13 protein-coding genes are annotated in these 12281 nt (G+C 62.3%); 7 read left to right on the top strand and 6 right to left on the bottom strand.

The window, feature by feature from the left end; translation table 11 throughout:
* Positions 1-80 precede the first annotated feature (80 nt).
* Both QCL51_RS21285 and dmeF read right to left on the bottom strand, forming a co-directional pair.
* Positions 81-425, bottom strand: a complete 345-nt coding sequence (locus QCL51_RS21285; protein WP_003251579.1) for a cupin domain-containing protein — start codon at positions 423-425, stop codon at positions 81-83.
* A 96-nt stretch (positions 426-521) separates the two neighbouring features.
* Positions 522-1451, bottom strand: coding sequence for a CDF family Co(II)/Ni(II) efflux transporter DmeF (gene dmeF / locus QCL51_RS21280; protein WP_028698121.1), 930 nt, complete (start codon positions 1449-1451; stop codon positions 522-524).
* Between the two features lie 70 nt (positions 1452-1521).
* On the opposite strand from dmeF, the gene QCL51_RS21275 reads away from it, so the two are divergent.
* A complete protein-coding gene (locus QCL51_RS21275; protein WP_021784309.1) occupies positions 1522-1797 on the top strand; it encodes a metal/formaldehyde-sensitive transcriptional repressor in 276 nt (91 codons plus the stop codon).
* Between the two features lie 105 nt (positions 1798-1902).
* Here the strand turns inward: QCL51_RS21275 and QCL51_RS21270 are convergent, their stop codons facing one another.
* Positions 1903-2784: a LysR substrate-binding domain-containing protein gene (locus tag QCL51_RS21270; RefSeq protein ID WP_028698122.1), complete on the bottom strand. Its 882-nt coding sequence runs from the start codon at positions 2782-2784 to the stop codon at positions 1903-1905.
* A 78-nt stretch (positions 2785-2862) separates the two neighbouring features.
* Between QCL51_RS21270 and QCL51_RS21265 the strand changes: the two genes are divergently transcribed.
* Positions 2863-3627 carry a sulfite exporter TauE/SafE family protein gene (locus tag QCL51_RS21265; protein ID WP_021784307.1) on the top strand — a complete coding sequence of 255 codons (765 nt, stop codon included), beginning with the start codon at positions 2863-2865 and terminating at the stop codon, positions 3625-3627.
* On the opposite strand, the gene QCL51_RS21260 is transcribed toward QCL51_RS21265, so the two are convergent.
* Positions 3617-3931, bottom strand: a complete 315-nt coding sequence (locus QCL51_RS21260; RefSeq protein WP_003251589.1) for a putative quinol monooxygenase — start codon at positions 3929-3931, stop codon at positions 3617-3619. The genes QCL51_RS21265 and QCL51_RS21260 overlap by 11 nt on opposite strands.
* Positions 3932-4094: 163 nt before the next feature.
* Here QCL51_RS21260 and QCL51_RS21255 point away from each other — a divergent pair, with 163 nt between their 5' ends.
* The 3 genes from QCL51_RS21255 to ggt all read left to right on the top strand — a co-directional run bounded on the left by QCL51_RS21255 (position 4095) and on the right by ggt (position 7550).
* Positions 4095-4685 (top strand): NAD(P)H-dependent oxidoreductase, encoded by a 591-nt coding sequence (locus QCL51_RS21255; protein ID WP_020193400.1) that lies wholly within the window; start codon positions 4095-4097, stop codon positions 4683-4685.
* Positions 4686-4868: 183 nt separating this feature from the next.
* Positions 4869-5765, top strand: coding sequence for a LysR family transcriptional regulator (locus QCL51_RS21250; protein ID WP_135192686.1), 897 nt, complete (start codon positions 4869-4871; stop codon positions 5763-5765).
* 117 nt (positions 5766-5882) lie between these two features.
* Positions 5883-7550, top strand: a complete 1668-nt coding sequence (gene ggt / locus QCL51_RS21245; protein ID WP_338444189.1) for a gamma-glutamyltransferase — start codon at positions 5883-5885, stop codon at positions 7548-7550.
* A gap of 87 nt (positions 7551-7637) precedes the next feature.
* Here the strand turns inward: ggt and QCL51_RS21240 are convergent, their stop codons facing one another.
* Positions 7638-9557 (bottom strand): methyl-accepting chemotaxis protein, encoded by a 1920-nt coding sequence (locus tag QCL51_RS21240; protein ID WP_028698124.1) that lies wholly within the window; start codon positions 9555-9557, stop codon positions 7638-7640.
* Positions 9558-9729: 172 nt separating this feature from the next.
* Entirely contained in the window at positions 9730-10620 is an 891-nt protein-coding gene (locus QCL51_RS21235; protein WP_101196261.1) for a neutral zinc metallopeptidase, read from the bottom strand.
* Positions 10621-10820: 200 nt separating this feature from the next.
* Between QCL51_RS21235 and pcaH the strand changes: the two genes are divergently transcribed.
* On the top strand, positions 10821-11540 hold the full coding sequence (pcaH, locus tag QCL51_RS21230) for a protocatechuate 3,4-dioxygenase subunit beta (protein WP_009682255.1): 720 nt from the start codon (positions 10821-10823) through the stop codon (positions 11538-11540).
* 10 nt (positions 11541-11550) lie between these two features.
* On the top strand, positions 11551-12156 hold the full coding sequence (pcaG, locus tag QCL51_RS21225; RefSeq protein WP_021784302.1) for a protocatechuate 3,4-dioxygenase subunit alpha: 606 nt from the start codon (positions 11551-11553) through the stop codon (positions 12154-12156).
* Positions 12157-12281: the final 125 nt, after the last annotated feature.

The following is a 12281-nucleotide window of genomic DNA, read 5'->3' as shown; positions in this document are numbered from 1 at the left end:
GTCTGCTTCGCGATTTTTTTTGTCCACGCTTACAGGTATTGCGTGGCCGTTGCAGGAGCGGGTAAACCCGCGCCTACAAGTCAGGCGAAGACGAAATACTTGCGTACAGTCTCGACCACTTCCCAGGTACCTTTCATGCCTGGCTCGATAACGAACACATCACCCGCTTTCAGGTGCTTCGGCTCTTCGCCTTCCGGGGTGATGATGCAGTAGCCATCGAGGAAGTGGCAGAACTCCCATTTATCGTAGTTGACCTCGAACTTGCCTGGGGTGCAGATCCAGGTGCCCATGATTTTGCTGCCGTCGGCCGACAGGTAGGCATTGAGGTTGACGGTGTGCGGATCGCCGCCGATGCGCTTCCACTTGGTGGCGTCCACGACCGGCGTCGGGCAGGTTTCGCGCAGGACGGTGATGAAATCGGACATGGCACAACTCCTGGTGACTGGCTGAATGACTGGTCACCATAGGCCCAACGGCCGCGCCGCAGTTGCCTGGGCTCGACGTCCAGGTGTCTGGCCGCGCTATGGCAGGCGGTTTACCTCGACAGTGATGTGCGCCAACTCTTCGTGCACGGCCAGGGCCTGGCGCACGCCGTCGGCATTCAGTGTGGCCTGGGTGGCCAGGCCAAGAATGCAGGCGTACTGGTCCCTGCCCACCCGCCAGACATGCAGGTCGGTGATACTGGCCGGCGCCGGCAATTGCGCTACCACTTCTCGGATTTCCGCCACAACTGGGGCGTCCATCTCGGCGTCCAGTAACACTCGCCCGGTATCGCGCAGCAGGCCACGGGCCCACAGCGCGACCAGCAGCGCACCGACGAGGCCCATCGCTGGGTCGAGCCAACTGGCGCCCCAGAACTTGCCGGCCAGCAAGGCAGCAATGGCCAGCACCGAAGTGGCGGCATCGGCCATCACATGCAGGTAGGCCGAGCGCAGGTTCAGGTCGTGGTGGTGATGGTGATGGTGATCGTGGCTGTGAGGGTGATGGTCATGATGATGGTCATCGCGTAGCAGCCAGGCGCAGATGAGGTTGACGGCGAGGCCCGCCACGGCAATCAAGATAGCCTCGTCATAGTGGATCTGTCCCGGCGCCAACAGCCGTTCCACCGACTGGAACGCCATCAGTCCGGCCACGCCCAGCAATAGCAGTGCGCTGGAGTAGCCGCCGAGAATTTCGATCTTCCAGGTGCCGAAGGCAAAGCGCCGGTCACCTGCATAGCGCCGAGCGGCAGCGTAGGCCAGCAAGGACAGGCCAAGTGCCAGGGCGTGGGAGCTCATGTGCCAGCCGTCGGCCAGCAGCGCCATGGAGTTGAAGTACCAGCCTCCGGCAACCTCCGCCACCATCATCACTGCGGTCAGCCAAACCGCCAGGCGGGTTTTGCGCTCAGCGCCCAGGTTGCTGGTGTGGAACTGGTGGCTGTGCTGCCAGCGGTCTGAGGTTTGTGTCGCCATGGTTTATCATGCTCCCGGAAGATCGAGACAAATACTATACCCCAGTATACCTAGCATGGTGTTAAGCCCAATGGCACATACCCTGAAGAGCAAGAAGCAGCTGTTGACCCGGGTGCGCAAGATCAAAGGCCAAGCCGCCGCCCTGGAGACGGCGCTGGATCAGGACAAGGACTGTCTGGCGATCCTGCAGCAGATCGCTGCCGTGCGCGGCGCGGTGAACGGGCTGATGGCCGAGGTGATGGAAGGGCACATCCGCGATCACCTCGTGGCGGACGGCCTGAGTGCCGAGGAACGGCAGGACGAGGCAGACAAGGTGGCGGCGTTGTTGCGTTCTTATCTGAAGTAGGGGGTCGCCGTACCCTTTCACGAATACCCCAGGGGGTATCAATACCCTCACGGTCCGAGCGGTACGCGAACGAGTTTGTGGAAGCAGTCGTGCCAGCGAAGGCTGTCAATGGGTAAAGGTGGCTACCAGTTCTGCGGCATAGCCCGGCAATGTCGCAAAATCCCGCGCGCACACCAGCAACCGGCGGTTGGCCCATGGCTCCTGCAGCGCAACCCAGTGCAACGGCAGCATGCCTTGCCAGCGCTGTACTGCCGCCAGCGGCACGACCCCGATTCCGGCCCCGCCCGCGACCATGCGGATCACCCCATCAAACCCCTCGGCACGCACCCGGACCTGCATGCGCTGCCCCTCGTGCAGCGCTTGCTCTTCCAGATACAACCCCAATGCACTGCCGGCCCCCAGGCCTACATAGCCATGGGCCAGGCTGTCGACGAAACTTGGCGCCAGCGCACTGGCCAGGGGGTGGCCCTGGGGCGTCACTAGCACCAGCGGGTCGTCTCGAAACTGCCGGGTCTGCAGGTGCTCGCTGGGGGCGGCTGTGGAAACGATACCCAGGTCGGCCATGCCTTGGGTAATTGCCTGCACGATGCGCAAACTCGGCAGCTCTTGCACATCCACGCTGACGCCCGGGTTTTCAGCCAGGTAGCTGGCCAGCAGTTCGGGCAGGTATTCGGTCAGCGCTGCGGTGTTGCACAGCAGGCGCACTTGGCCTTGCTGCCCTTGCGCGTATTGGCCCAGGTCGAATTGCAGGCGTTCGACCTGCTGCGTTATCAGCCGTGCATGCTGCAAGAGTGCCTGGCCAGCCGGCGTTGGTTGTACGCCACGGCGGTTACGTTCCAGCAAGGGAATGCCCAGCGATGCTTCCATGGCGCGAATGCGCGCACTGGCTGCCGGCAGCGACAGATGGCTGCGGCTGGCGCCGGCGGTAATGTTGCCGCACTCCAGGGTGTGCAGGAACAGCTTGAGGTCGATCAGGTCGAAATGCATGTGGCTCTGTCCTGGCAAGAGGCTGGCTGAGTATATGGCAGATTCTCACGTTGCCTGGGGTGCGCCATCATCGGCCCCATGACTACCTTGCTCGCGTTCTACCAGAACATTGGCCCGGCACTGTCGTTGCTGGTTGTACTGACCTTCCTGCTGGCTGGGGCAGTGAAGGGGGTCATTGGCCTGGGCCTGCCGACCATTGCCATGGGCCTGTTGGGCCTGGCTATGCCGCCAGCGCAGGCTGCCGCTTTGCTGATCGTGCCCTCGACCCTCACCAACCTGTGGCAGTTGGCCTGCGGCGGGCACTTGCGAGGGTTGTTGGTCCGCCTGGGGCCGATGCTGGTATTGATCTTTGTCGGCACCTTGCTGGGCAGCGCCTGGGTGGGAATCAACAGTGGCCCATGGGCTGCGCACGCGCTGGGGGGCGCCTTGCTGGTCTATGCGTTGTATGGGTTGGTCGGCTTGGGCTTGCATGTGAAACCGGCACACGAGCGCTGGCTGGGACCGCTTTGCGGGCTGGTCACGGGTGTGGTCACCGCGTCGACCGGGGTGTTCGTGATGCCAGCGGTGCCTTATCTACAGAGCCTGGGTTTGAACCGCGAGCAGATGATCCAGGCCCTGGGCTTGTCGTTTACGGTGTCGACCCTGGCCTTGGCCCTAGGTCTGGCCGGGCAGGATGCCTTGGGTGGCCAGGCGCTAGGAGCGTCGCTGCTGATGCTGGCGCCGGCCTTGCTCGGCATGCTGGCGGGGCAGTGGCTGCGTCAGCGGATCAGCGCGCTGCTGTTCAAGCGTTGCTTTTTCATCGGCCTGGCCGCACTCGGCGGCCATCTGCTGATCAGCGGCTAGCGGACGAAGCGCTGAGCATGTCGACCCTCTGGATATCGAAATCGCGCTCCAGGTAGTCCATGCGCTTTTCGAAGAAGGCGGCCATGTGCGGGAGGGCCGAGTGCACGTCCAGCGCGGCCTTGTCGGCCCACACTTCGAAGAACACAAACAGGCTCGGGTCCTGCTGGTCGCGCAGCATGTGGTATTCGATGCAGCCGGGTTCCTGGCGGCTTGGCTCGACGTAGGGACGGAACAGGTTTTCGAACGCATCAGCCATTTCCGGGCGGGTCTTGGCTTTGAGGATAAAGGCGAACGGCTCACTCATGGGGCGCTACTCGGTGATGGGGGGTGACGCTATTCTACGGCAATAATGTATTGCTCATTCGTGACTTCTGGTCAATTGTATTTTGCCCCGTCACCGCTGTATCCCGCCCCCGCGAGCCTCTAACCTGCCGGCATCAATTTTTGATTCGGCCGTGGAGGCCAGCATGAAAAAGATCCTTCTGCTCAATGGTGGTAAACAGTTCGCTCACTCCGAAGGCCGTCTCAACGCGACCTTGCACGAAGCGGCCATCGCTCATCTGGACCGCGCCGGTTTCGATGTGCGCCAGACGTTCATCGATGGCGGCTACGATGCCCAGGAAGAGGTGGAGAAATTCCTCTGGGCCGATGTGGTGATCTATCAGATGCCCGGCTGGTGGATGGGCGCGCCGTGGACCGTTAAGAAGTACATCGACGAGGTATTCACTGCCGGCCATGGCAGCCTGTATGCCAATGATGGCCGTACCCGTTCGGACCACTCGCAAAAATACGGCAGCGGTGGTTTGGTGCACGGCAAGCAATACATGTTGTCGCTGACCTGGAACGCGCCGCAGCAGGCGTTCGATGACCCGAGCGATTTCTTTGAAGGCAAAGGGGTGGATGCCGTGTACTTCCCGTTCCACAAGGCCAACCAGTTCTTGGGTATGACCGGCCTGCCGACCTTCCTGGCGGTGGATGTGATGAAGCGCCCGGATGTGCCGGCGGCGTTGGCAGCTTATGAGGCGCATCTGGACAAGGTGTTTGGCAAGGCACAGTAATTTTATGCCTGTACGGGCCTATTCGCGGGCTTGCCCGCTCTCACAGGTATTACACAGGTTTCAAGGACTTTGCAGTACTTGTGGGAGCGGGCAAGCCCGCGAATAGGCCCGTACAGGCGCCGCTGGACTTGGCCTCGACAAGCGGTTATCTAATCCTTGCACAGACCAACCACAGGCCTAGATGTGAAAACCCGATCCGAAGAACTCCAGGTATTCGTCGCCGTCATCGACTGCGGCTCGATTTCCGCTGCTGCCGAGCAGATGGGCCAGACCCCGTCTGCCGTCAGCCGCACCCTGTCGCGCCTGGAGGGCAAGCTGGGCACCACGCTGGTCAACCGCACCACCCGGCGCATGGACCTTACCGAAGAGGGTCGTTATTTTCTTGAGCGCTCGCGGCTGATCCTGCAGCAGATGGACGAGATGGAAGAGCGTCTTTCGATGAACCGCCAGACCCCGACCGGGCGATTGCGCATCAATGCTGCGGCGCCGTTCATGCTGCATGCCATCCTGCCGTGGATCGGCGAGTTCCGCCGCCAGTACCCGGGCATCGAACTGGAACTCAACACTGACGACCTGATCATCGACCTGCTGGAGCAGAGCACCGATGTGGCGATCCGCATCGGTGAACTGGCCGACTCCAGCCTGCATGCGCGCAGCCTGGGTTGCAGTCCGGTGCAGGTGCTGGCCAGTCCGGCCTACCTGGAGCAGCACGGCACGCCAAGGCAGGTCGAGGAGCTGGCCGACCACTGTCTGCTCGGCTTCAGCCAACCTGAGTCGCTCAATCATTGGCCGCTACGCCACGCTCAGGGCGATCGCTGGAGCATCCGCCCGACGCTGGTCGCTTCCAGCGGCGAAACCCTGCGCCAGCTGGCGCTGGCCGGGGAGGGCATCGTCAGCCTGTCGCACTTCATGACCCACGAAGATATCCGTACAGGGCGCCTGCAGGTGCTGCTGAGCGAGGCCAATAATGGCTACCGTCAGCCGATCCACGCGGTGTATTACCGCAACACCCAGTTGGCGCTGCGCATCCAGTGCTTCCTGGATTTCATCCAGCGCAAGCTGGCCATGTACGCCTGCTGAGTTGCCTGAACGCGACAAATTCTGTCCACAGGCGGCGAAACTTCCGACGGTTGATTGCACAGTCGAAGCGCTTCGGCCTTACTGAGTGCTCGACAAAAACAACACCAAGGAAGTGTCATGCGCATTGTCCCTTTCCAGTACCTGGCTCTCGCAGCCGCGATCCTGAGCTGTTCCTCGGTTTACGCCGCCACGCTGGAGGGCGGCGCGGTGGCCGCCCCCGATCAATATGGTGCACAGGTGGCCGCCGATATTCTGAAAAAGGGCGGCAACGCGGTAGACGCGGCAGTGGCGACCGCCTTCACCCTGGCGGTGACTTACCCGGAGGCCGGTAACATCGGCGGTGGCGGCTTCATGACCCTGTTCGTCGATGGCAAGCCTTACTTCCTCGACTACCGCGAAGTCGCGCCCAAGGCCGCCACACGCAACATGTACCTGGACGACAAGGGCGAGGTCATCGAGAACCTCAGCCTGGTCGGGGCACGTGCCGCAGGTGTACCCGGTACGGTAATGGGCCTGTGGGAGGCGCACCAGAAGTTCGGCAAGCTGCCCTGGAGCGAGTTGCTGACCCCGGCCATCGGCTATGCGAAAAACGGCTTCAAGGTGGCAGAAAAGCAGTACCAGTACCGCAACGATGCCCAGGGCATGTTCAAGACCGCGACCAACTTCAACGATTACTTCGGCAACATGAAGGTCGGCGAGCTGTTCAAGCAGCCGGAAATGGCCCAGACCCTGGAGCGTATAGCCGACAAGGGCGTGAGCGAGTTCTATCAAGGCAAGACCGCCGATTTGCTGGTGGCGCAGATGCAGGCTGACAAAGGCCTGATTACCAAAGACGACCTTAAGGATTACAAGGCGGTATGGCGTGAACCGATGGCTGTGAGCTGGCGTGGCAATGTGGTGTATACCGCGCCGCCACCGAGCTCCGGCGGTGTGGCGCTGGCCCAGTTGCTGGGCATCAAGGAAGACCGCGCGGCCGACTTCAAAGGGGTGGCGCATAACTCGGCGCAGTACATCCACCTGTTGGCCGAGATCGAGAAGCGGGTGTTCGCCGACCGCGCCGACTACCTGGGCGACCCGGCCTTCACCAAGGTGCCGGTGGACCAGCTGGTGGCCAAGGATTACCTGGCCAAGCGCGCAGCCCAGGTCAACCCGAAGTCCATCTCCGAGACCGACAAGGTCGAGCCGGGCCTCGAACCGCACCAGACCACGCATTTCTCGATCATCGACAAGCAGGGCAACGCGGTCAGCAATACCTACACCCTCAACCTCGACTACGGCAGTGGTGTGGTGGTGAAGGGCGCCGGTTTCCTGCTCAACGACGAGATGGATGATTTCAGCGCCAAACCGGGGGCGGCGAACGCCTTTGGCGTGGTCGGCGGTGATGCCAACGCGATCGAACCGGGCAAGCGCATGCTGTCGTCGATGAGTCCCAGCCTGATGACCCGCGATGGCAAAGTCGAGCTGGTTATCGGTACCCCGGGTGGTTCACGGATCTTTACCTCGATCTTCCAGGTGATGAACAACCTGTACGACTACGGCATGCCGCTGGACAAGGCGGTGGCGGCGCAGCGCGTGCACCATCAGTTGCTGCCCAAGGACACCATCTACTTCGACAGCTATGCGCCGCTGACCGGTCCGGTAGCTGACGAGCTGAAGAAGATGGGCTATGTGCTGGAGGACCAGGGCTGGGAGATGGGTGACATCCAGGCGATTCGAGTCGATGGAGCGAAGCTTGAGACCGCTTCTGATCCACGTGGGCGTGGGATGGGGATGATCGTCAAGTGATGCTGTGCAAGCCGAGCTGACGCATTCTCGGGTAAACCCCCTGCTACATCTGTAGGGGCGGGTTTACCCGCGAATCCAGGCGGTCGGTCAGACGCGGAACTGGCTGACCAATGTCTGCAACTGCCCACCCAACCGCGCCAGCTCCACACTCGACGCTGCCGTCTCGTCACTGGCTGCCGCGGTTTGCTCTGACACATCGCGCACATTCAGGATGCTTCGGCTGATCTCTTCAGCCACCGCACTCTGCTGCTCTGCCGCCGCAGCAATCTGCTGGTTCATCGACTGGATGCTCGATACCGTACTGGTAATGCTCTCCAGCGATGACCCGGCCTTGCGCGCCAGTTCGACGCTGCTGTCGGTCAGGGTACGGCTGCCCTCCATGGCACTCGCCACTTGCTGGGTACCGTGCTGCAGGCCGGCAATCAGCTCTTCGATCTCTTCGGTAGACTTTTGCGTGCGCTGGGCCAAGCCGCGCACTTCGTCGGCAACCACGGCAAAGCCACGGCCTGCCTCGCCGGCGCGTGCCGCCTCGATCGCCGCGTTGAGCGCCAGCAGGTTGGTCTGTTCGGCCACCGACTTGATCACGTCCATCACGCTACCAATCTTCTGGCTTTCCTGCTGCAGCAGGTTCATCGCCTCGGTAGAGCGGTGCATGTCTTCGGCCAGGCGTTCGATCTGGCCAATCGCTTCGCCTACCACGCGGTCGCCGGCCCGGGCTTCGTCATCGGCACCGGTGGCTGCATGTGAGGCCTGCTCGGCATTGCGCGCCACTTCCTGTACGGTGGCGGCCATTTCGTGCATGGCGGTGGCCACCTGGTCGGTCTCGACCTTCTGACTGTTGGCGCCCGCGCTGGTCTGTTCGGTGACTGCCGACAGCTCTTCGGCAGCGCTGGCGATCTGGGTGACGCCATCGCGGATGCCGCTGATCAGCTCGCGCAGGGTGGTGCCCATGCGCGCGATGCCTTGCTGCAGCACACCCAGTTCGTCGCGGCGGGTGACGCGCATGTGCTGGGTAAGGTCGCCGCTGGCGATCTTTTCCACGGCCGCCAGGGTGTCTTGCAAGGGGCGAGTGATCTGGCGGGTGATCAGTACCGCCGCCAGCACGCCGACCAGCAGCGCCAGCAGTGTGGCAATGGCCTGCAGGCTACGGGCCTGGGTACTCTCGATGTCACGGCGCTCTAGCTGGATCTGGTACAGCGCGTCGCTGCGCTTGACGATGTCGGCGCCCTGCACGGTCATTTCGGCGCGCGAGGTGGTGATGTTGGCAACCGCGTCGCGGAACTGGCGTACCGCGTCACGATAGGCCAGTACCGCGTTTTCGAACTGCTGCAGGCGCGCGTCTTCGCTGGGCAGCTGGCGCTTGAGGTTGTCGGTATCGGCCAGTGCTGCATCCAGCTGGCGCAGCGCGGCCTGTTCGTTGGCGCTGCTGTTTTCGGCGATGTAACCACGCACATCAATACGCACCTGCAGCAGTTGCTGGCGGGCCTTGCTGATCAGTTGGTACTGGGCCAGGCGCACGCTGTCAGCCTCGGGGCGAGCCATCACTTCCTGACTGAGCGCATCCATGGCCTGGTCGGCGAGGATGGCCGATTTGTCCATGGAAACGCGCGCCGCGCGGGTGGCGTCGTAGCCCTGGCGCATCTTGTTCAGCGACAGCTTGTAGGCGCTGATGGTTTCGCCCAGCTCACCCAGCAGCTTGACATTCTCCGGGCTTTTGAAAGTGGTGGCCAGGTAGGCCTGCTGCTTGCTGAATGCGTCCAGCTTGGCCAGGGTGTTGGCGGCGGCGGTATCGTCGCCGTTGGCAATCATGTACTGCAGGCGCGCAATGCGCAGATTGGTGAGGTCCTTGTTCAACTGGCCGATGTCGCCCATCCAGTTGCTGCGGTCGATCAGGCTGCCCAGGCTGGTCCAGCCGGTGAGGGCCAGCAGGCCGGTGAGGACCAGCACCAGGCCAAAGCCCAGGCCGAGTTTAAGATTGACGCTGATGTTGGCGAACCAGCTGTTCATGCACGCTCTCCAGAAGTTGATTTCGCTCTCTTGATCTTCGATCGCCAGGCGTTATTGTTCTGGATGCCCGCTGATTCGTGCAGGTGTTATCGGCAATGATTGAGGAAGCTGAAACGCTTTTTCAGCAAAAACATCAGCACGCGCTTTCACTCGTTCGCTGTTGGACCGGGTATCAGAGGGTGCGCGCGCTGAAGGTATCGCAGCGGTTCACTTCACCTTCGGCAAACCCGGTCTTGAACCAGCGCACCCGCTGCGCCGAGGTGCCGTGGGTGAACGAGTCCGGCACCACGCGCCCGCGGCTTTGCTGCTGCAGGCGGTCGTCGCCAATGGCATTGGCCGCATTCAGGGCTTCCTCGACATCGCCTGGCTCCAGCCAGTTCAGGCGTTTCTGCGCCTGATAGGCCCATACGCCGGCCAGGCAGTCGGCCTGCAACTCCTGGCGCACCAACAGGCCGTTGTCGCCCTCCATGCGCTGGCCGGCGCGTCGTGCGGCATCGACCTTGGCCGAAACCCCCAGCAGTGTCTGCACATGGTGGCCGATTTCGTGGGCGATCACGTAGGCCTGGGCGAAGTCGCCAGCTGCAGCGAAGCGGGTTTCCATTTCGCGGAAGAACGACATGTCCAGATACACCCGCTGGTCCGCGGGGCAATAGAACGGCCCGACCGCTGCCGAGGCAAAACCACAGGCCGAGTTGACCTGGCCGCTGAACAGCACCAGTTTGGGGTCGCGGTATTGCTTGCCGGCTTCGGCAAAGAGCGCTTTCCAGGTGTCCTCGGTGTCGCCCAGCACAGAGGCAACGAACTCGGCTTGCTGGTCGTTAGCCGGTGGCGCCTTGCCGCCCGCACCACTGGGCGCCGTCTGCTGTTGTTGCTGCTCCATCTGGCCGGCAAGCTGGCCAAGAATCTGCAACGGGTCCTGGCCGGTGAGCCAGCCGATACCGACGATCAGCAGGATCGCCCCGAGGCCCAGCCCCTTGCCGCCGCCGAAACGCATGCCGCCGCCACCACCTTCGCCTCGGGCATCGACCACGTTGTCGCTGCGTCGGCCTTTTCGCCATTCCATGAATGCTCTCCCGAGCGTGAAACAAGAAGACAAAGATTAGTTCACGAAGGCGGTACGTGTCAGGCTGAGGTGTTGATCCATAACCATTTGGTTATGGATCAGGTGGTCGATTTCAGTATTCATCACGTACCGTCTGCCGGAAACTGCAAGTCCGCCTGCCACGCCCAGGCGTTCTCACAATTCCAAGAGAGGAAACCGGCATGCCCGCCCAGGACAACAGCCGCTTCGTGATCCGTGATCGCAACTGGCACCCTAAAGCCCTTACGCCTGACTACAAGACGTCCGTTGCCCGCTCGCCGCGCCAGGCACTGGTCAGCATTCCGCAGTCGATCAGCGAAACCACTGGTCCGGACTTTTCCCACCTGGGCTTCGGCGCCCACGACCATGATCTGCTGCTGAATTTCAATAACGGCGGCCTGCCAATCGGCGAGCGCATCATCGTCGCCGGCCGTGTCGTCGACCAGTACGGCAAGCCTGTGCCGAACACCTTGGTGGAGATGTGGCAAGCCAACGCCGGCGGCCGCTATCGCCACAAGAACGACCGCTACCTGGCGCCACTGGACCCGAACTTCGGTGGTGTTGGCCGATGCCTGACCGACCGCGACGGCTACTACAGCTTCCGCACCATCAAGCCGGGCCCGTACCCATGGCGCAACGGCCCGAACGATTGGCGCCCGGCGCATATCCACTTCGCCATCAGTGGCCCGTCGATCGCTACCAAGCTGATTACTCAGTTGTATTTCGAGGGTGACCCGCTGATCCCGATGTGCCCGATCGTCAAGTCGATCGCCAACCCGCAAGCCGTGCAGCAGTTGATCGCCAAGCTCGACATGAGCAACGCCAACCCGATGGACTGCCTGGCCTACCGCTTCGACATCGTGCTGCGCGGCCAGCGCAAGACCCACTTCGAAAACTGCTGAGGACCCCGCCATGCCAATCGAACTGCTGCCGGAAACCCCTTCGCAGACTGCCGGCCCTTACGTGCACATCGGCCTGGCCCTGGAAGCCGCCGGCAACCCGACCCGCGACCAGGAAATCTGGAACTGCCTGGCCAAGCCGGACGCCCCGGGCGAGCACATTCTGCTGATCGGCCACGTATATGACGGGAACGGCCACCTTGTGCGCGATTCGTTCCTGGAAGTGTGGCAGGCCGACGCCAACGGTGAGTACCAGGATGCCTACAACCTGGAAAACGTCTTCAACAGCTTTGGCCGCACGGCTACCACTTTCGATGCCGGTGAGTGGACGCTGTACACGGTCAAGCCGGGTGTGGTGAACAACGCTGCTGGCGTGCCGATGGCACCGCACATCAACATCAGCCTGTTTGCCCGTGGCATCAACATCCACCTGCACACGCGTCTGTATTTCGATGATGAGGCCCAGGCCAACGCCAAGTGCCCGGTGCTCAACCTGATCGAGCAGCCGCAGCGGCGTGAAACCTTGATTGCCAAGCGTTGTGAAGTGGATGGGAAGACGGCATATCGCTTCGATATCCGCATTCAGGGGGAAGGGGAGACAGTCTTCTTCGACTTCTGAGGTGAAGCTTGGGGCCGCTCTGCGGCCCATTCGCGGGCAAGCCCGCTCCTACAACGATCTGCGTACACCGACGCCGATCAATGTGGGAGCGGGCTTGCCCGCGAATGGGCTGCAAAGCAGCCCCG

The sequence above is a fragment of the Pseudomonas sp. LTR0 genome (assembly GCF_036630035.1).
Taxonomy (GTDB): domain Bacteria; phylum Pseudomonadota; class Gammaproteobacteria; order Pseudomonadales; family Pseudomonadaceae; genus Aquipseudomonas; species Aquipseudomonas putida_Y.
This window is presented reverse-complemented; position numbering and strand designations above follow the sequence as displayed.